Source organism: Pseudomonas sp. MD330_10 (assembly GCF_042610415.1).
GTDB lineage: Bacteria > Pseudomonadota > Gammaproteobacteria > Pseudomonadales > Pseudomonadaceae > Aquipseudomonas > Aquipseudomonas rhodesiae.
This window is the reverse complement of the sequence record NZ_JBHGZU010000003.1, coordinates 16,682-37,175: the sequence shown is the minus strand read 5'-3', so window position 1 is coordinate 37,175 and position 20,494 is coordinate 16,682. Positions and strand designations below refer to the sequence as shown.

At 62.1% G+C, this 20,494-nt stretch carries 14 protein-coding genes and 1 pseudogene; 14 read left to right on the top strand and 1 reads right to left on the bottom strand.

From position 1 onward, the window contains the following. The first annotated feature begins 95 nt into the window (after positions 1–95). Positions 96–3,611 carry a membrane-targeted effector domain-containing toxin gene (locus tag ACFZPT_RS05555; RefSeq protein WP_318253198.1) on the top strand — a complete coding sequence of 1,172 codons (3,516 nt, stop codon included), beginning with the start codon at positions 96–98 and terminating at the stop codon, positions 3,609–3,611. Positions 3,612–3,661: 50 nt separating this feature from the next. Here the strand turns inward: ACFZPT_RS05555 and ACFZPT_RS05550 are convergent, their stop codons facing one another. Beyond that, positions 3,662–4,591, bottom strand: coding sequence for a LysR family transcriptional regulator (locus ACFZPT_RS05550; RefSeq protein ID WP_034113824.1), 930 nt, complete (start codon positions 4,589–4,591; stop codon positions 3,662–3,664). A 117-nt stretch (positions 4,592–4,708) separates the two neighbouring features. Here ACFZPT_RS05550 and ACFZPT_RS05545 point away from each other — a divergent pair, with 117 nt between their 5' ends. The 13 genes and pseudogenes from ACFZPT_RS05545 to ACFZPT_RS05485 all read left to right on the top strand — a co-directional run bounded on the left by ACFZPT_RS05545 (position 4,709) and on the right by ACFZPT_RS05485 (position 20,375). Next, a complete protein-coding gene (locus tag ACFZPT_RS05545; RefSeq protein ID WP_379555077.1) occupies positions 4,709–5,704 on the top strand; it encodes an aldo/keto reductase in 996 nt (331 codons plus the stop codon). Between the two features lie 147 nt (positions 5,705–5,851). Continuing rightward, positions 5,852–6,985, top strand: a pseudogene (locus ACFZPT_RS05540) (cache and HAMP domain-containing protein); the annotation flags it as partial. Between the two features lie 15 nt (positions 6,986–7,000). Further along, positions 7,001–7,846: a methyl-accepting chemotaxis protein gene (locus ACFZPT_RS05535; protein ID WP_371918464.1), complete on the top strand. Its 846-nt coding sequence runs from the start codon at positions 7,001–7,003 to the stop codon at positions 7,844–7,846. 89 nt (positions 7,847–7,935) lie between these two features. After that, a complete protein-coding gene (locus ACFZPT_RS05530) occupies positions 7,936–8,394 on the top strand; it encodes an SRPBCC family protein (RefSeq protein WP_034113830.1) in 459 nt (152 codons plus the stop codon). An 80-nt stretch (positions 8,395–8,474) separates the two neighbouring features. Beyond that, positions 8,475–8,921: a DUF411 domain-containing protein gene (locus tag ACFZPT_RS05525; RefSeq protein WP_034098086.1), complete on the top strand. Its 447-nt coding sequence runs from the start codon at positions 8,475–8,477 to the stop codon at positions 8,919–8,921. 3 nt (positions 8,922–8,924) lie between these two features. After that, a complete protein-coding gene (locus ACFZPT_RS05520; RefSeq protein ID WP_169902629.1) occupies positions 8,925–9,368 on the top strand; it encodes a YqaA family protein in 444 nt (147 codons plus the stop codon). 45 nt (positions 9,369–9,413) lie between these two features. After that, a complete protein-coding gene (locus tag ACFZPT_RS05515) occupies positions 9,414–10,415 on the top strand; it encodes an alpha/beta fold hydrolase (protein ID WP_034098088.1) in 1,002 nt (333 codons plus the stop codon). A 24-nt stretch (positions 10,416–10,439) separates the two neighbouring features. Then, positions 10,440–11,393 carry a D-2-hydroxyacid dehydrogenase family protein gene (locus tag ACFZPT_RS05510; RefSeq protein WP_034113832.1) on the top strand — a complete coding sequence of 318 codons (954 nt, stop codon included), beginning with the start codon at positions 10,440–10,442 and terminating at the stop codon, positions 11,391–11,393. 535 nt (positions 11,394–11,928) lie between these two features. Further along, positions 11,929–13,482: a glycogen synthase GlgA gene (gene glgA, locus ACFZPT_RS05505; protein ID WP_080758739.1), complete on the top strand. Its 1,554-nt coding sequence runs from the start codon at positions 11,929–11,931 to the stop codon at positions 13,480–13,482. 19 nt (positions 13,483–13,501) lie between these two features. Beyond that, positions 13,502–15,250 (top strand): malto-oligosyltrehalose trehalohydrolase, encoded by a 1,749-nt coding sequence (gene treZ / locus ACFZPT_RS05500; RefSeq protein WP_034113834.1) that lies wholly within the window; start codon positions 13,502–13,504, stop codon positions 15,248–15,250. Next, positions 15,247–17,331: a 4-alpha-glucanotransferase gene (gene malQ, locus ACFZPT_RS05495; RefSeq protein ID WP_034113836.1), complete on the top strand. Its 2,085-nt coding sequence runs from the start codon at positions 15,247–15,249 to the stop codon at positions 17,329–17,331. The genes treZ and malQ overlap by 4 nt, the downstream gene beginning before the upstream one ends. After that, positions 17,328–20,084: a malto-oligosyltrehalose synthase gene (locus tag ACFZPT_RS05490; RefSeq protein ID WP_034113838.1), complete on the top strand. Its 2,757-nt coding sequence runs from the start codon at positions 17,328–17,330 to the stop codon at positions 20,082–20,084. The genes malQ and ACFZPT_RS05490 overlap by 4 nt, the downstream gene beginning before the upstream one ends. Before the next feature lie 24 nt (positions 20,085–20,108). Further along, positions 20,109–20,375 carry a DUF2934 domain-containing protein gene (locus ACFZPT_RS05485; RefSeq protein ID WP_034113840.1) on the top strand — a complete coding sequence of 89 codons (267 nt, stop codon included), beginning with the start codon at positions 20,109–20,111 and terminating at the stop codon, positions 20,373–20,375. The last annotated feature ends 119 nt before the right edge of the window (positions 20,376–20,494 follow it).

The following is a 20,494-nucleotide window of genomic DNA, read 5'->3' as shown; positions in this document are numbered from 1 at the left end:
GGGCCTTTTCCGCAACCAACGGGGGTGCCTGGGGAACAGGGAACCTCCCAAAGACAGGCGCTTTTTCTTGATATGTCTGGAAAAGGTACCCGCATATGAACAGTCTTTCATCCGCTCCTGCACTGCACCTCAACCCTCAGCGTATTTCACCGCCCCTCTACCCTCAGACAACTCCATTGCAGCCGCTGGCCAGTGTTCAATCCGCAGCCATCGCACAACAGGCCCCATCGAGCGCCGCGCCTGCCGGAGGTGCCCTGGCGAACGCGTTGGCAGACCGGCACAACCTCAGGACGCTGGGCCAACAGCTCAACGAAACCGCGAAGAACCTTGGGCCGCAGGCGACGCCCCAGGCCGTGCGCACGGCGCTGAAAACCAGCACGATGCAAGCGCATCCTGCATCCGCTTTTCCCCCACCGGGAGACTCCCCTCTCACGCTTGAAGCCTTCATCACCGCATATGGCTTGCGCCTACCCACTGACCACTTCAGCCTCGTCGCCCTAGCCGATGCGGTGCTCGACAGGGCTCGGGAGCATCCCTTGGGCAACTTCGGCGGCAGCTTGTCGTGGCCGCTTGAACTCAGCGTACAGGCGCAGCGCACCGTGCTGGCGAGCGCCAGGGACTACGCCATGCGCCACCCAAACCCGCCGCGCATGGGGCCGAGTCTGGGAATTCTGGAATACCTGAACAGCAACCAGCCGCTCAGCGCCCAGGCCATGGATGATCCGGCCAATGCGCTGGAAACCCTCCTGAGCACGCCACGCGCTCAAGCCATGGGGCAAGCGCTGCAGACTCAGCTCAACGGCATCGCCACCGCCACCAGCGCAAGCGACTATGTGTTGGCAGCCATAAATCTGGTACTGGACCCGCAATCCCTCGACGCACCCGCGTGGAACAAGGTGGCCGATTTCGACCTGACGCAAACCGAGCATTGGGGCAAACCGGCGTCGGCGATACGCGATGGGTTGAGCGCCCATTTGGTCGAGCAAGGCGATGCCACACCTGCCATGGCAAAAGTTGCCGCTCACCTGTTACTGGCCAGAAAGGCCCCCGAGTTGTTGATCAAAGACATCCCCGACAGCGTCACCTACGGCAGCCCGGCCTGGGTCAGCCTGTCGGTCGCGGCGGCCACGATTGAAGCGCAGACGCCGGGCAAGGTGCCCAACATGACCTTTACCCAAGTCATGATGGAGGCCGAAAGCGCCGGTCTGCAGGACCTGACCGTCACCCAACAAGCCCAATCCGATGCCTTGCGGGTCTGGGGGCTGGTCAGCGGCACATTGTCGGCGCAAGAAGCTGACCGTTACGGCCCCGCGGATAAGCAGAAGGTCCGCAGCGCGTTCAATGCGCAGGCCAACGAACGCCTAGAAGCCTCGGTGCAAATCGACACCGAAATCCCAAGCCGTCGCGCGATTGCCCTGGCCAAGCTCAAGGAGCGGTTTGGTGAAGACGTGCCATTTGAAGAAAAACTGCTGACGGTCAAAGCCACTACCCAGCCCCATGACGAGCCGCTGTATAACCCCAATCGCACCCCGGCCGGCCGCCATTCGCTGCTGGATATCGCCATGAGCGGGCTGCACGCCTACCAGTGGGAAAGCGAAGACCCGCGTGTGATCGAGGCCACACGGGGCAAATCCCTGGCGTTTGACGTCAACAGTGTGTTCAACGAGCAGTTCGCCCACGCCGTCGATCTGCGCAAAAAGGGCATTGCCACAACGGTCAAGCAGCTGATCGCTCGGCTGCCTTTAGAAGACAGGCAAACTCTGGAATACGCAAAACTGGAGTTCTACCAGAACCCGACCTATAGGCTGAGCACCGGCTTCACCGGTCGCACCCTTGAGCGCAAAAACCCCAAGCTGCTGATCAAAGCCACAAGCGCTGATGGAGAAAAGGTCTACGAAATTGACTTGAAACAGGGCGCCATCAGCCGGGTCCGCGACACGGTGTTGACCCAACCAAGGCCACGTAACGGCAGCCTGGTGTATCCGATAGAGCGTTTCACCCCCGCCCACGTCAGCCAATCGGCCCTGGACTTGAACAAGGGCGTCAGCACTCCGCTACCCATCCCCGCCAGCTTTTCAAGCGCGCGAACCCAGGCCATTGCGGATGTATTCGTCGAACATCTGGACATAGATGGCGAGGATGCGGTCAAGCGCGCCAAAGGCACCACCCGCCACGATCAGCACGTGGAAAACGAGTGGAAGCTGGCCGATTTTTTTCTCGACCTTGTGCCGCTGCGCTCGGCCATCGTGAACTTTCGTGACGGCAATTACCTGGAAGGGACGTTCGATCTGGGCATGGATATTTTCGGTTTCGTCACCGGCGCTGCCGGGGCCGCCAGCAGGGTCACCAAGGTCGCGGCCAGCGCGGCCAACACCACCCGCAAAGCCGCGAAGGTGGCAAAGATTCTCGGAACCACTGTCGTCAGTGAATTGAATCCATTGAGCGGGCTGGGCAGCCTGGTTGAGGAAGGCTCGCGGCTGATCGGCAATGGGGTCAAACGCGTCAGGGGCGCAAGCGGCGGGTACGACTTGACCAAGCGGGTCAGCGCCGAACACGGGCCGGTCACGTATGGCACTTTCAAAATCGACGACCACGTCTATGAAGCCGATACCATTGTGTCCAACGGTCAGCGCTACGCGTACGACCCGGCCAAAGCCACGCCTTACGGCCCTCCCCTGGAAGGCTTCAACCCCCTGGACACCCTGGCTCCCGTGCACCCGCCCAAACATTTCCACGGCCATCGGAATAACCTGGTGGGCACCGATGGGCGCCCTGTGCGGCCGCGAAAACCTTTGCCCTCGGGTGACTATGTGGAAAGCATGCGGGGCAGGCTGGAAGCCGACCATTTCAAGCCGGACACCAAGGCAGAGACCGTGCGACGGTTCAACGAACAGATGGCTGAGTATTACGAGGCAATCGACCAAAACGGCCTGCCACCTCGCCCTGCCATTCCACAGGTGCCCAAGCAGGTCCCCGCATCCGAGCTGCTGACGGAAACCCTCAAGGTCTCGCCCGGTGTGGTATTGGGTGAGTCCCACAGTCAGATGGCAAGTTTCAGGGTGCTTTACGACAACGTCACTACCCTCAAGAGCGCCGGTGTCACGAAGGTCTATTTCGAAGGATTGATCGATATGCCCCAAGGGTTGATGGACGACGGCATCGGCCTCCTCGGTCGATCCCGGCAACCGCGTACCAACCCGACCTTCGAGCAACTGTGCAAAAAGCTGAAGGCCCACGGCATCGAAGTCTTACCCCTTGATCACTACTACCTGACGCGCCACAAAGATCTACGCGGCGTCAACCTGGCCACCACGGCGGGCAACGGCTCAACGACCCGGCTACGTGAGTTCAACTATTACGCCGCAGAAACCATCCAGGCCAACTCCGGGACGGAAAAGTGGGTGGCGCTGGTCGGCAATGCGCACATGAACACCAGCGAAGGCATCCCGGGTCTCGCGGAGTTGACGGGCAGCATCGGCGTTGGTGTTTCTAACAACTCCCACGTGAAGTCACAGATCGGCTTGAAGGTCAAAGGCCATACCCCCGACCCCGCCCTTCCCCTGCGCCCCGAGGATGCGCCCGGCGACTTGCAGATTTTCGTCAAACCGTAGAAAACGCACACGCCCCAGCCTGCCGAAAAATCAGGCTGGGCCCCCATCAATCACCCCAAGCTCAGGGGCTGACGCTGCAAACCGGTGTCAGGCGTAGCGCACAGTTCCACCAGCCAATCCACAAAGACCCGTACCCGCAACGATAACTGGCGATGGGGCGGGTACAGCGCGGTCAGGGCCATTTTCGGCACTGGCCAATGTGGCAGCACCTCCACCAGGCATCCCTCGGCCAGTTGTCGCATCGCGTGATAATGGGGCGCCTGAATCAAGCCGTAACCGGCCTCGCATGCGGCAAAGTAGCCGTCGGAACTGTTGACCGCGACGCGCTTGGGCAGGTCAAACGGGCGCACTTGGCCGTCAATCAGAAATTCCAGACCGAAGCGCTTGCCGCTGACGCTGGAGACGTACTCGACCATGTGATGGCGCGCCAGATCGTCCAGATCAGCGGGCATGCCCATGCGCTCAAGGTAGGCAGGGCTTGCCAGAGTCAACTGGTCCATCTGCGCCAGGGGCCGCGCCACCAGGGATTCGTCCAGGGCCAGGCCACCGCGCAGCACGCAGTCCACGCCTTCGCGGATCAAGTCTACCGGGCGGTCGTTCAAGCCGATGTCCAGTTCGATCTGCGGGTAACGCGCGGTAAAGGCCGGCAGTGCGGGGATCACGATCAAGCGGCCGATGCCCGAGGGCATGTCCACGCTCAAGGTGCCGCGCGGGTTCTGACGGCGGGTGGAAAACACCGCTTCGGTTTCTTCCAGGTCTGACAGCAATTGCACACAGCGCTGGTAGTACGCGGTGCCGTCCGGGGTGGGACTGACCTGCCGCGTGGTGCGCTGCAACAGTTGCACCCCCAGGTGCGCTTCCAGTTGTTTGATCAGGATGGTCACCGAGGCGCGGGGCAGTTGCAGGCTGTCGGCGGCTTTGGCGAAGCCGCCCAGTTCGACGATACGGGTGAACACACGCATGGCGTTGAAACGATCCAAGGGCTGGCTCCGTGCGGATTATTTAGAAATTACAAACAGTGATAGTGCTTTTAGCCGCTTTATCTCGGTTTTGTCGAGGATAACAATGAAGTCCTTCCCAACTCTGGAGTCCCACAAATGCACACTCGTCAACTTGGCACACACGGTCCCCTCGTCTCTGCCATCGGCCTTGGCTGCATGGGCATGAGCGATTTCTACAGCCCCGGCAGCGACACCCGCGAAGCCATCGCCACCCTGCACCGCGCCTTGGAACTGGGGATCAACTTCTTCGATACCGCCGATATGTACGGCCCGCATACCAACGAGCAATTACTGGGCAAGGCATTCGCCGGCAAGCGCGACCAAGTGTTCCTGGCCAGCAAATTCGGCATCATCCGCGACCCGGCCACCCCCGCCTCGCGCGGTGTGAACGGCAGCCCCGAGTACATCCGCGCGTCCATCGACGGCACTTTGCAGCGCCTGGGCGTCGACACCCTGGACCTCTACTACCAGCACCGCATCGACCCGCAGGTGAGCATCGAGGAAAGCGTCGGCGCCATGGCCGAGCTGGTCAAGCAAGGCAAGGTGCGTTACCTGGGGCTGAGCGAAGCGTCGGCCACCACTCTGGAGCGTGCACATAAGGTCCACCCGATCAGCGCCCTGCAAAGCGAGTACTCGCTGTGGAGCCGCGACCAGGAAAGCAACGGCTGTCTCGCCGCCTGCCAGCACCTGGGGATTGCCTTCGTGCCTTATAGCCCGCTGGGTCGCGGTTTTCTCACCGGCACGCTGCAAAGCGCGGATGACTTCAGCGCAGATGACTACCGCCGCTCCAACCCGCGTTTCCAAGGGGATAACTTCGCGAAGAATCTGCAATTGGTCGAGCGCGTGCGCAGCCTGGCAGCCGATAAGGGTGTAAGCGCCGGGCAACTGGCCTTGGCCTGGGTATTGGCCCAAGGGGACTACATCATCCCGATCCCAGGCACCAAACAGCGCAAATACCTGGAAGAAAACGCAGCGGCGGTTTCCATCGTGCTCAGCCCGTCCGAGCGGTCGGCCCTGGATGGGATTTTCCCCGCCGACGCCACTGCCGGTCTGCGCTACCCAGAGGCGGTGATGGCGATGCTGGAGATCTGACATAAACAGCGAGGCCCGCCAAGCCTCGCTGCTTGCGCACGCAGATATTGGCACCCTCGTACCTAAAGCCTGCCCTACTCAAGCCGATACCCCTACGAAGCTCCAACAAAGCCACGTCGACAATAAACGCTTCGTAAGGACGATCCCATGCCCCCACTGCGCTCCATCCAAGCCCGCTATACCCTGTTTCTAGTGTTGTTCGTCCTAGTGTTATTCGTGTTGACCATCGTTGGCATCGGCCAGTTGGTCGCGCCGACATTGCGCCACACCGAAGAGCAGGTGGTGCTCAACCGCATCGACGAGGTGGCGAAAACCATCCAGGGCGAGCTGAACAAGGTTCAGGCCCAGCAACGCAGCATCACCCAGACCATCCCGCTGCTGGACAGCGATGCCATCGACAAGGTCTTGCCTGGCCTGGTCGACCAGTACGGTGAGCTGAAGGTGTTCGGCGGCGGTATCTGGCCGCTGCCAAACCAGCGCACCCCGGGGCGCAACAAGCACAGCACGTTCTGGCACCGTGATGCCTCGGGCAAGCTGATGGTCAATACCTTCTGGAACAGCGACCCGGCCCCCAACTATTACGACCAGAGCTGGTACAAGGGCGGCCTGGCCTCGCCGCGTGGCCAATGCGCCTGGGCCGCGGCTTACAAGGACGACGCCAGCCAAGAGCCACGCACTAACTGCGCCATGGCGATCCAGCGCGATGGCGCGGCCTATGGCGTGGCCACGATTGACGTCACCCTCGGTTTCTTCAACGAGCTGGTGGCCAGCAAGGAAAAAGACATCGGCGGGCAGATGCTGATCGTCGAAGGCGACGGCAAGATCATCAGCAACAGCACGCGCCTGAACAGCCCGGTGGTGTTGAAAAACATCAGCGAACTGACTGCTTCCTCAGCCTTCGCCACCCAGGTCAGCAAAGCCCTGGCCCATCGCGACCAAGGCTTGCAGCGCAGCGAGTTCGATAACGGCGGGGTGGCCAGCACCTTTTATATGCGCCCAATCGAGGGTACGCCGTGGTTCCTCGCCACCGCCCTGCCCACCTCGTTGATCACCGCGCAGCGCGATGACGTACTCGGCACTTTGGCCCTGCTGCAAATCCCCATGGTATTGCTGCTGGTGCTGCTGGCCGCGTATGCGATCCGCAAACTGGTGCAGCGCATGAAGACGCTGAAAGCCAATATCGACGCACTGTCCACCGGCGATGCCGACCTGACGCGGCGCATCACCATCCGCGCCGAAGACGAACTGGGCGCCATCGGCCATTCCGTAAACCGCTTTATCGTCTACCTGCAAAACATGATCGGCGAAGTGACCCAGGCCACCGCAGCCATGTCCACGGGGCTTGAGCGATTGCAGCAGACTTCGGCACAGACCAACCAGATCCTGGTGCGTCATGCCTCGGAAACCGATCAGACCGTCACGGCCATCACTGAGATGAGTTCCACTGCCGAGACCGTGGCACAGAACGCTGCCGAAACCGCCGCGTTCACCCAGCGCGCCAACGAACACGCCGACCGCTCGCGTGTGGTGGTGGGAGAAGCGTCCAGCAGCGTCGGCGCGTTGATCGGCGAGGTCGCCAGCGCCACCCACACGGTGGAGAACATGCGCCAGGACGCCGCGCGCATCACCGAAACCCTTGAAGTGATCGGCGCGATTGCCGGCCAGACCAACCTGCTGGCGCTCAACGCGGCCATCGAAGCAGCGCGGGCCGGCGAGCAAGGCCGTGGTTTTGCGGTAGTGGCCGACGAGGTGCGGGCCCTGGCCGCGCGCACCCAGGCCAGCACCTCCCAGATCAACGAGATGCTCGCTCGATTGACCACGGGGGTGAGTTCCTCAGTCACCGCCATGGAAAATACCCAGTCCAGCTGCCAATCGGCGGCGGACGCCACGGCGCGGGTCAACACCGGCCTGGATGAAATGGCCGGTTCCGTCGGCCATATCCACAGCCTCAGCACCCAGATCGCCACCGCCGCCGAACAGCAAAGCGCGGTGACCGAGGAGATCAACCGCAGCATGGTGCAGATCCGACAAATGGTCGAAGACCTGGTGCAGAGCGGTCACGCCACCGAAAACAATACTCAGAGCCTGCTGGAAGCCAATGGCCGGGTTATCAGCCTGATGAGTCGCTTCAAAGTCCGTTGAACAGCGTTTGAGAACTCCCGTGCAAAGCACGGGAGTCAGACTATTCTGACAGCTCGAGATACTTCTTCCCGCCACACAGGAGGTGTGTCATGCGCGCTGTCGAGCAGTCGGTCCGCTTGGAGCGGATCAGTCAGGAACGCTTTATCAATGCCCCCCTTGAAACTGTCTATGACTACATAACCCAACCGGACCGCTGGCACGAATGGCACCCCACTTCCCTCGGTGCAGAGACCGGCACCAGCGGCTCTTTGGGTGCCGGTTCACGCTTTACCGAGATGATCGACCTGCTTGGCGTACGCGTCCCCATGAGCTACCGCGTGCAGATCGCCCGGCGCCCCGACGAATTCAAATGCGTGTTCACCTCCCTGGTCGTTGACGGCTCGATCCACTACTTCCTGCAACCGTTTCGCGACGGCACGCTGTTTAAACGGGTGCTGACCTACGAAACCGAATTGCAACTGGCGACCTTGCACGAGCGCATGCACGAACTGTCGGCCATCGCCCTGGACCGTCTGAAGCAGCGCCTGGAACATCCGCCCTTTGTATAATTTAGAAACATTACACTGTCGTCCCGTCCGTAAAAGCGCGGAGAATGCCGGGCTTATCGCCCCGATTGGATGAGACTCCGATGAAAACCCCACTGCGATTGGCCCTGCTGTCCGCCCTCTTCACCACTACCCTGGCCCAAGCCGCCGACCTGATCCCCATCGATGTACACCGTGACGCCAACTGCGGCTGTTGCAAAAAGTGGATCAGCCATCTGGAAAACAATGGGTTCAAGGTCAATGACCATGTCGAAACCGATATGAGCGCCGTCAAACAACGCCTCGGCGTGGCGCCGCGCCTGAGCTCATGCCATACCGCTGTGATCGACGGCAAGTTCGTTGAGGGCCATGTGCCCGCCGAGCAGGTGCTGGCGCTGCGCAAGCGCGACGACCTGCTAGGCGTTGCCGCACCGGGCATGCCCATGGGCTCGCCGGGCATGGAAATGGACGGACATGCCGATGCCTACCAGATCATCGGACTGCGCCGTGACGGCACGGATGAGGTGGTGGCCGATTACCCGGCACACTAATCGGTGCTGATGGGTTACCTGGGGCTGTTCGTCGCCGCGTTCGGTGCGGCGACGCTGCTGCCCCTGCAATCGGAAGCCGTGCTGGTGGGCCTGCTGCTCAGCGGCCACTACAGCGTGTGGTGGTTGTTGGCGGTCGCCACCCTGGGCAATGTACTGGGCTCGCTGGTCAATTGGTGGCTGGGCCGCTGGGTGGAGCATTTCAAACAGCGGCGCTGGTTTCCGGTCAACGAGCGGCAACTGCAAACGGCCCGTCGCCACTACGCACGCTGGGGGCACTGGACCCTGCTGCTCAGTTGGGTGCCGATCATCGGCGACCCGCTGACCCTGGTGGCCGGTGTGATGCGCGAACCGCTGTGGCGTTTTCTGGTGGTGGTCACTTTGGCCAAAGGTCTGCGCTATGGCGTGCTGGCGGCAATTACCTTGCAGTGGGTGTTAATCCCGCGTTAATCCTCTCGCAACAGCATCCCAAAACCTGTTTCAGGAGATGACACCATGCCGCCTAACCGCGTCCTTTATATCGCCGGCCTGTTCATGGCCAGCAGCGTCCCCGCCCTCGCCGCAACTTACGGCCCCGAGTTACAAGGCTTTCAATACCCCTATCCGCTTGCGCATTTCAGCTTTGAATCCCAAGGCAAAACCCTGCAAATGGGCTACATGGACGTGCCGGCCAGCGGCAAGCCCAACGGGCGCAGCGTGGTGCTGATGCACGGCAAGAACTTCTGCGCGGCCACTTGGGAAGGCTCGATCAAGGCCCTGAGCGACGCCGGTTACCGCGTGATCGCCCCGGACCAGATCGGCTTTTGTACCTCCAGCAAGCCGGAGCATTACCAATACAGCTTCCAGCAGTTGGCGCTCAACACCCATCAACTGCTGGAAAAACTCGGCATCCCCAAGGCCACCCTGCTCGGCCACTCCACCGGCGGCATGCTCGCCACCCGGTATGCGCTGATGTACCCCGCGCAGACCGAGCAACTGGCTTTGGTCAACCCCATCGGCCTGGAAGACTGGAAAGCCCTCGGCGTGCCGTACCTGAGTGTTGATCAGTGGTACCAACGTGAGCTGAAAGTCAGCGCCGAAAGCATCCGCCAGTACCAGCTCAACACTTATTACGTCGGGCGCTGGAAGCCGGAATACGAGCGTTGGGTCGATATGTACGCCGGCTTGAGCAACGGCCCCGGGCATAAACGCGTCGCGTGGAACTCGGCGCTGATCTACGACATGATTTATTCCCAGCCGGTGTATTACGAATTCAAAGACGTACAGGTGCCGACCCTGCTACTGATCGGCACCGCCGATAACACCGCGATCAATAAGGCGATGGCGCCGCCCGAGGTCAAGGCCAAACTCGGCAACTACGCCGTGCTGGGCAAGCAGGTCGCCAAGCTGATGCCCCACGCTACTCTGGTCGAATTCCCCGGCTTGGGGCACGCGCCGCAAATGGAAGAACCGGCGCGGTTTCATCAAGCGTTGTTGCAGGGCTTGAACGCCCTTTAATCCAACATTCGGAGGCACGCGTAAATGGCGCTACAGATCGCTGTGATTGATGACTGGCAGCAAGTCGCCGCTGGCGTGGTGGATTGGTCGGCCCTGGCAACCGTGGGCCAGGTGCATTTCCTCCACGATTACCCGGCGGATACCACGACCCTGATCGAGCGCTTGCAAGGGTTCGAAGTGATTTGCGTAATGCGCGAACGCACGGTGTTCGACAAAGCCCTGCTGCAAGGCCTGCCGCGCCTCAAGCTGCTGGTGACCGGCGGCATGCGCAATGCCGCTCTTGATATCGGCGCCGCCCAGGCCCTGGGCATCCAGGTGTGCGGCACCGACAGCTATAAACACGCCGCACCGGAACTGACCTGGGCGCTGATCATGGCCTGCACCCGCAACCTGCTGGCCGAAGCCAATGCCCTGCGCGCCGGGGGTTGGCAGTTGGGTCTGGGTGGCGACTTGCACGGCAAGACCCTGGGGATTCTCGGGCTGGGCAGCATCGGCCAGAAGGTCGCCGGGTTCGGCCAGGCGTTCGGCATGCGCGTGATCGCCTGGAGCCAGAACCTCACGCCGGAACGCGCCGCTGCGGCGGGAGTGACCTGGGTCAGCAAGCAGCAGTTGTTTGAGCAGGCCGATATCCTCAGCGTCCATCTGGTGCTCAGCGAACGTAGCCGGGGGTTGGTGGATGCCCAAGCCTTGGCCTGGATGAAGCCGAGCGCGCGCCTCGTCAACACCGCACGCGGGCCGATCGTCGATGAACAGGCCCTGATCCAGGCATTGCAATCCGGCCGCTTAGCCGGCGCAGCACTGGATGTATATGGCCAGGAGCCACTTCCCGTCGATCACCCTTTCCGGCACCTGCCCAATGTGCTGGCCACACCGCATGTGGGTTATGTCAGCGAGCAGAACTACCGGCAGTTTTATGGGCAAATGATTGAAGACATCATCGCCTGGGCCGGGGGCGCGCCAATACGGTTGCTGGGTTGACTGCGTCGTGGAGCGAGCAGGCCTGTGCAGCGCTCCCCAATGGTGCACAGGGTGCATCAGATAGGTCGCAGGTCCTTTCTTGGGGCGACGATGTCGCCCAGTGCAGGGCAAGCCTGCTCACCACTGAATGAGTGCGGTATTGCCTGGGGCAAACAAGTGCAAAGTGCCTTCACTCTCGTCGGCCGCCAACGGTTTTTCCGCATCGCATAAGGTTACAAGTTTTTTGTCCTACAAAATTCATGTAGAAACCCTACGCTGCCTGGGATCTGTCCTAGACTGATGACCGATGGGTCCCTTCCAAAACAAAAACCCCGCGAAAAAAATCTAAACTTTCCAACTCTGCCATTGGTCAGGTTTAGGTAAGGCGCGCCAGTGCGGTTTACGCCGGTTGCCGTCTATCCAACTTTTTAACGCTAACCGTGCAACTGGCATACGCCTTGCCAGATTTGTCATGCGCTTGTGCGCCTGGCCGCAGGATGCGGTCATCGGAGCTAATGGCAGCGGGCCATTAGCCGACCAACACGTGGAGAGAACTATGATCAGTGCCGCAGTAAGTATTCAGGGAGAGCGTGTTAGTCAGCCAGTTGGCGGGTCGACCTCTTTGGTCGACCTCAACACGGTGCGGCCGGTGTCCAGTTTTAACCCCAATCGAAAGAAAGTACTGTTTGTAACCTCGGAATTCGCCGATCTGGTGAAGACCGGCGGCCTGGGAGACGTATCCGCCGCCCTGCCTCGCGCCATGGCGCATCTGCATGATGTGCGCGTGTTGATCCCCGGTTACCCGCAGGTGATGGAAAGCGATAACCCGATCCATATCATCGGCGAATTGGGTGGCCACGCCGCGCTGCCGCCGTGCAAGATCGGGCGCATGGACCTCAAGGATGGCCTGGTCATCTACGTGTTGATCTGCCCCGAGCTCTACGAGCGCGAGGGCACGCCTTACGGCGCCAACAACGGTCGCGACTGGCCTGACAACCATATCCGTTTCGCCCGCCTGGGCCTGGCCGCCGCCGATATCGCCGCCAACCTGGCGCAGATCCACTGGTGCCCGGACCTGGTGCACGCCCACGACTGGCCCGCTGGCCTGGCCCCGGCGTACATGCACTGGCGTGGTTCACGCACGCCGACGCTGTTCACCATTCATAACCTGGCCTACCAGGGCGTGGTCAGTCTGGCTTCCACGCCGGAGCTGGGGATTCCGCCCCACGCACTGCAGCAGGAAGGCATGGAGTTCTACGGCAAGATGTCGTTCCTCAAGGCCGGCATGGCGTACTCCAGCCACATCACCACGGTGAGTGCCACTTACGCTCAGGAAATCACCACCCCCGAATTCGGCTGCGGCCTCGACGGTTTCCTCGCCGCCAAGACCCAGCAAGGCTTGCTCAGCGGCATTCCCAACGGCATTGATGAGAGCTGGGAAACGTCCACCGACACGCACCTGACCCACAACTTCAATATCGGTGACTGGGAAGGCAAAGCGATCAACGCCGCCCATGTGCGCAATCTGTTCGGGCTGCACGACTCCACCGGCCCGCTGTTCGCCGTGGTTTCGCGCTTGGTGTACCAGAAAGGTCTGGACCTTACCGAAGCGGTTGCCAGCTTTATCGTCGAGAACGGTGGCCAGATCGCGATTATTGGGCGCGGCGAGCCGGAAGAAGAACAGGCCATGCGCGAGCTGGCCCTGCGTTTCCCCGGCCAGATCGGCGTGCGCATCGGCTTTAACGAAACCGACGCACGGCGCATGTTCGCCGGCAGCGATTTCCTGCTGATGCCATCGCGTTACGAGCCATGCGGCCTGAGCCAGATGTACGCGCAGCGCTTCGGCTCACTGCCGGTGGCGCGCAACACCGGTGGGCTGGCGGACACCATCGAAGACGGCGTCACTGGGTTCCTGTTCAACGAATCCACGGTGGACAGCTACAAAGCCGCCCTCACCCGCGCCTTCAACGTGTTCGCCTACCCCGGCCTGCTCAACGCCATGCGCTGCCGCGCCATGACCCAGCCGTTCAACTGGACCCAGGCGGTCGAACCCTACGCCGAGCTTTACGAACAACTGGTGGCCAAGGCCCTGGGGAAATCAGCTAAATAATCAAGGGAGGTCTCTATAGATGCCGTTACGGACTCTGGAAACCTGGCCCCACGGCGCAATCATGCTGGACGCGCAACACACGCGTTTCGCCTTGTGGGCGCCAGACGCGTTTTATGTCAGCGTTGAATTGGAAAACGGTAAATCCATCGCCATGCTGCCCCAGGCCGATGGATGGTTCGAAGTTGAACTCAAGTGCCCGGCGGGCACCCGGTATCGCTACAACATCGACGGGGAGCAGGATGTGCCCGATCCAGCGTCCAGGGCCCAGGCCTCGGACGTTCATGGTTGGAGCCTGGTGGTCGACCCGCTGGCCTACCACTGGCGCCAGCCCAACTGGCAAGGCCGCCCCTGGCACGAGGCGGTGATCTACGAATTGCACGTCGGCGCCCTGGGGGGGTACGCCAACGTTGAGCAACACCTGCCGCGCCTGGCCGAGATGGGCGTGACCGCCATTGAACTGATGCCCTTGGCGCAGTTCCCTGGCGAACGTAACTGGGGCTATGACGGCGTACTGCCGTATGCCCCGCACTCGTCCTACGGCACCCCGGAACAACTCAAACACCTGATCGACAGCGCCCACGAACACGGCCTGGCGGTGATCCTCGACGTGGTCTACAACCACTTCGGCCCCGATGGCAACTATCTGGGGCAGTACGCGGCAAGTTTCTTCCAGGAAGACGTGCACACCCCGTGGGGCGCTGGCATTGATTTCGAGCGCCGTGAAGTGCGGGATTTCTTTCTTGATAACGCCTTGATGTGGTTGCTCGAATACCGTTTCGACGGCCTGCGCCTGGACGCCGTGCACGCCATCGACAACCCCGGTTTCTTGCAGGAACTGGCGCAGCGCGTGCGCCAGCAGGTCGATACCGGCCGTCATGTGTGGCTGGTGCTGGAAAACGAACTGAACCAGGCCAGCCTGCTCAAGCACGACTTCGATGCGCAGTGGAATGACGACTTCCACAACGTGTTGCACGTCCTGCTGACCGGCGAAACCGATGCCTACTACAGCGACTTTGCCCAAGACCCTACCGCCAAACTGGCAAGGTGCCTGGGTGAAGGATTTATCTACCAGGGCGACACCACTCGCCATGGCCATGCCCGCGGCGAGCCGAGCGGTGGTCTGCCGCCGACTGCTTTTGTTGCGTTTCTGCAAAACCACGACCAGATCGGCAATCGCGCCCTCGGCGAACGTCTGCACCAGCTTTGCCCGCCCCAGGCGCTCAAGGCCGCGACCGCCCTGCTGCTGCTGTCGCCAATGATTCCTTTGATGTTTATGGGCGACGAAGCCAACGCCGCCGAGCCGTTCCTGTTCTTCACCGACCATCACGGCGAGCTGGCCGAAGCGGTGCGTGAAGGTCGGCGCAATGAATTTGCCGACTTTGCCGCGTTCCAGGACCCTGAACGCCGCGAACACATCCCGGACCCGAATGCGCTGTCGACCTTGCAACAGTCCATGCCAACCCTGGCCGACCAAGACCACGTGGCGTTTTACCGCGAGCTGTTAAGCCTGCGTCATCGCCATATCGTCCCGCACCTGCCTGGCAGTGTGGCGCTGGGTGCCCAGGTACTTGGCGACGCAGCGGTCAGCGCGCGTTGGCGTCTGGGTAACGGCAGTGTGTTGCAGATCGATCTGAACCTCAGTGCCACTGCCTTGGAACATTCCACGCCGCCGCACCCGATTATTTTTGAAACGCCCGCCGGCGACGGCACACGCCTGCCGCCGTACAGCGCACGCGTCACCCTATCCCCTGCCGGAGAACACCCTTGAGCGAAGCGAAACTGGAAATCCTCGCCAGCCGCGCGGGCCTGGCCGTCGATTGGATCGACGCCAACGGCCGCCCGCAACACGTACATCCCGACGCCCTGCGCGCGGTGCTCAAAGGTCTTGGCCATCCGGCCGACACTGATGCCGAGGTTGACGCTAGCCTACGTGACTTGGAACAAGCTCAGCTCGATAAACACCTGCCGCCGTTGTTGACCGTCGACAGCGGCCAGAGCTTGGACCTGTCGCGCTATTTCGAACCAGACACCCTGTGCCGCGTGCACTTGGAGCAAGGCGAAACCCTGGAGCTGCGGCTGGACGGCAACGCCGTGCTGCCCGGCGTGATTGCCTTGGGTTATCACCAAGTGCAGATCAACGACCAGACGTTCACCCTGGCCGTGGCCCCCACCCACTGCTACAGCGTGGCCGAAGCGGTGGACAGCCAACCCGCCCGCGCTTGGGGCATCAGTGCGCAGCTCTACGGCTTGCGCCGCCTTAACGATGGCGGTTTCGGCGACACCCTGGCCCTGGAACACCTGGCCCGCGCAGCCGCCGAACGGGGCGCCGATGCCCTGGCCATCAGCCCGATGCACGCGATGTTCAGCGCTGACCCGCAGCGTTACAGCCCGTATTCGCCATCGAGTCGGCTGTTTCTTAACAGCCTGTACGCTTCACCGGCCTGTATCCTCGGCGAGCGCGAAGTGCGCAATGCCATCGAAGCCCTGGGCATCGCCGATCAGTTGCACGACCTCGAACAGCTCGACCTGATCGACTGGCCTGCCGCCGCCCAGGCCAAGCAGCGTTTGCTGCGTGCGCTGTATGAAGATTTCCGCCACGGCCATCACCCGCAACATGCTGACTTCCTGAGTTTCCGTCAGACCGGCGGCGAGGCCCTGGAAAACCATTGCCGCTTCGAAGCAGTGCAAGCCATGCGCGCCGCCGCTGGTGAAAGCCTCGACTGGCGCCACTGGCCCGCAGAGTGGCGCACCCCGCAAAGCCCGGCATTGGCAAAATTTGCCGAGGAACACCGTGAGGAGATCGGCTTCTACGCCTTTGCCCAATGGCTGATCGCGCGTTGCCTGGAGCGCGCCCAACAAGCCGCCCGTGGCAGCGGCATGGGGGTTGGCCTAATCGCTGACCTGGCGGTGGGCGCCGACGGCGGCGGCAGCCAAGCCTGGAGTCGTCAGGACGAGTTGCTGGCCGACCTCACCGTGGGGGCGCCGCCCGACATCCTCAACCGTGCTGGCCAGGGCTGGGGGATTTCCGCGTTCTCCCCCGAGGGTCTCAAGCGCCATGGCTTCCGTGCGTTTATCGAAATGCTGCGGGCCAACTTCGCCCATGCCGGCGGCTTGCGCATCGACCATGTCATGGGCCTGCAACGCCTGTGGGTGATCCCCATGGACGCTTCGCCCAAAGAAGGTGCGTACCTGTATTACCCTGTGGACGACATGCTGCGTCTGCTTGCGCTGGAGTCCCATCGTCACCAAGCCATTGTGCTAGGCGAAGACTTGGGCACCGTGCCGGACGGCCTGCGCGAAAAACTCATCGGCCGCTCCATACTCGGTATGCGCGTGCTGCTGTTCGAACAAGGCCACGACGGCCAGTTCAAGCCGATCCTCGACTGGCCCGACAACGCCCTCGCCACCACCAGCACCCACGACCTGCCGACCCTCAACGGTTGGTGGCACAGCCGCGACATCGACTGGAACATCCAGCTCGGCCTGATCGACGCGCCCACCGTGGAGCAATGGAGCGAACATCGCCTGCGCGAACGCCAGGCGCTGCGCCAAGCCCTGAGCCAGGACCCGCAGAACTTCGTCGATGAGATCCGCAACGAAACCGACCATATGATCGACGCCAGCGTGCGCTACCTGGGCCACACCCGCGCGCCGCTGGTGCTGTTGCCGCTGGAGGATGCCCTGGGCATCGAAGAACAAGCCAACCTGCCCGGCACCACCGATACCCATCCCAATTGGCGCCGCCGCCTGCCGGGCGAGGCCGCGAGCCTGCTCGACAACGCCGACGCCGCGCGCCGCCTCGAACTGCTGGCGGTCGCGCGTAACCAAGCCTATGAGCGTGACCGATGAAAGCACTGCCCTTGCGCGCCACTCAGCGCCTGCAATTCCATAAAGGTTTCACCCTGGACGACGCGGTGCCGCTGGTGCCGTATTTTGCCCAACTGGGTATCAGCCACCTGTATGCCTCGCCGTTGCTCAGCGCGCGCGCCGGCTCCATGCACGGTTACGACGTGGTCGACCCGACCCGGGTGAACCCTGAACTGGGCGGTGAGGACGCGTTGCGCCGTCTGGTCGCGGCCCTGCGTGAACACGACATGGGCCTGATCCTGGATATCGTTTCTAACCACATGGCCGTGGGCGGCGCCGATAACCCTTGGTGGCTGGACCTGCTGGAATGGGGGCGTCTGAGCCCCTACAGCGAATTCTTCGATATCCAGTGGCACTCTCCCGACCCGCTGCTCAAAGGCCAATTGCTGATGCCGTTCCTGGGCAGCGACTACGGCGAAGCCCTGCAAAGCGGCACCTTGACCCTGCACTTCGATGCTGACCACGGATCGTTCTACGTCGAGCATTACGAACATCGCTTCCCGATCTGCCCACGGGATTACGCGTTGATCCTGGGCAACGACGAACCGCTCAAACCACTGGCGGACCGTTTCGCTGCCCTGGCCTATCAGGACGATGCCTACGCCGAAGCCGCCTGGCTCAAACAGGCCCTGGCCGAGCGCGCCACCGAGGTACTGCCGGCCATTGAGCAGCGCTTGGCCCAGTTTGACGGTCGCCAAGCCGAGGGCTTCGAACGTCTGCATCAACTCTTGGAGCAGCAAGCCTATCGCCTGGCCAGCTGGCGCACGGCGGCGGACGATATCAACTGGCGGCGCTTCTTCGACGTCAATGAATTGGGCGGCCTGCGCGTAGAGCGCAGCGCGGTGTTCGAAGCCACCCATGGCAAGATTTTCGAGCTGATCAGCCAAGGCCTGGTGGATGGCCTGCGCATCGACCATATCGATGGCCTGGCCGACCCGCGCGGTTATTGCCGCAAGCTGCGCCGCCGGGTCGATACGTTGTCCCCCGAGCGGCACCTGCCGATTTTTGTCGAGAAGATCCTCGGCGAAGGCGAAACCCTGCGCGAAGACTGGCAAGTGGACGGCACCACGGGCTACGAATTCATGAATCAGCTGTCGCTGTTGCAGCACCAGCCCGAAGGCTTTGAGCCCCTGGCCGAGCTGTGGACGCGCCTGAGCGAGCGGCCTTCGGCCTTTATCGAAGAGGCCCGCCTGGCGCGCCAACAGATCCTCAACGGCTCCCTGGGCGGCGATTTCGAAAGCGTGGCCCAGGCGCTGCTGCAAGTGGCGCGCGACGACGTGATGACCCGCGACCTGACCCTCGGCGCCATCCGCCGTGCATTGCAGGAGTTGATCGTGCACTTCCCGGTGTACCGCACCTACATCAGCGCCCGTGGCCGTAGCGCCGCCGATGACAAGGTGTTCCAACAGGCCATGGACGGCGCGCGCAGCACGTTGAGCGAAGGCGACTGGCCAGTGCTCGACCACCTGCAAAAATGGCTCGGCGGCCAGCCGTGGCGTGATCGCCCAGTGGGGCGCGAGCGCAAGATTCTCAAACATGCCTGCGTGCGCTTCCAGCAGCTCACTTCCCCGGCCGCCGCCAAGGCCGTGGAAGACACCGCGTTCTATCGCTCGGCGGTGCTGCTGTCGCGTAACGATGTGGGTTTCAGCACCGAGCAATTCAGTGCGCCGTTGGCCGACTTCCATCAGGTCAACCAACAGCGCCTGCTGGCGTTCCCGGACAACCTGCTGGCCACCGCGACCCATGACCACAAACGCGGCGAAGACACCCGCGCGCGCCTGGCGGTGCTCAGTGAGTGCGCGCCGTGGTATGTGGCTCAAGTTGAACAGTGGCGCAGTCTGGCCGCCCCGCTGCGCGACGATGCCTGCGCGCCGTCGGCCGGTGATGAGCTGATCCTCTATCAAGTGCTGGTGGGCAGTTGGCCGCTGGATCTGGACCCTGGCGCGTCGCTGGAGACTTACCAGCAACGCCTGTGGCAGTGGCAGCAAAAAGCCCTGCGCGAAGCCAAGTTGCAAAGCAGCTGGAGCGCGCCCAACGAAGCTTATGAACAAGCGGTCGAAGCCTTCCTGTCGCGCCTGCTGTTGACCGAAGCCGGTCGCCCGTTGCGCACCGCGATTGCCGCCGCAGCCCAAGCCATCGCTCCGGCCGGCGCCCTGAATGGACTGGCGCAAACCTTGCTTCGCATGACGGTGCCGGGTGTACCGGACTTGTACCAGGGCGCCGAGTTCTGGGACTTCAGCCTGGTGGACCCGGACAACCGTCGTCCGGTGGACTTCAACGCACGGCAACAAGCGCTGAACACCCCGCCGGGCACCGATCAACTGCTGACCCACTGGCACGACGGGCGCATCAAACAGGCGTTGATTGCCCAGGTGTTGGGCTTGCGCAGCGCCCAGCCCGAACTGTTCCGCCACGGCAGCTACACACCGCTGGAGGTACTCGGTCAACACGCCGACCGCGTGGTTGCATTCAGCCGCGAACACCAGGGCAAACAGCTGGTGGTGGTGGTACCACGCTGGTCCCATGCGCTGCTTGAAAACGGTGTGCAGCCTCTGATTCCTGCGCAGGTTTGGGGCGATACCCGGGTGAAATTACCGTTCGCCGCGTCAACGCAAAACTGGAAGGGACTTTTTCAAACAGGCGCAGTCACACCAAACAAGGAGCTGTTGATCAGCACTGCCCTGGGGGAATTCCCGGTCAATGTCTTTATCAATTCTGATGATCAAGAAAGCTGAACATTTTCTGTGAGGAGCATTGCGATGAGCACTGAAGACAAACGTATCCGCGAATTGGCGCATCAGATCTGGGAGTCCGAGGGCAAGCCCCATGGTCAGGACGCACGTCATTGGGAGATGGCGCGCAAGCTTGCCGAATCCGAAGCCTTGACGCCGAGCAAACCCAAGCCGGCCGCCAAGCCTAAAGCCACCGCCAAGCCTGCGGCAAAGCCCAAGCCCGCTGCGGCAGCAAGCAAGCCCGCCGTACCGGCGACCAAGAAACCTGCGGCGCCGAAAAAGCCCAAGCCGTAACCAGCCTTTCGACGCCCAACCCTCCCGCCGACGCTGTCGGCGGGGGTTTAACTTCACACTCGATCTCGTTCGCTGAAAATTCGTCAGCACGGCCGCTCTCGGCCCGAAAAAAAACCCCT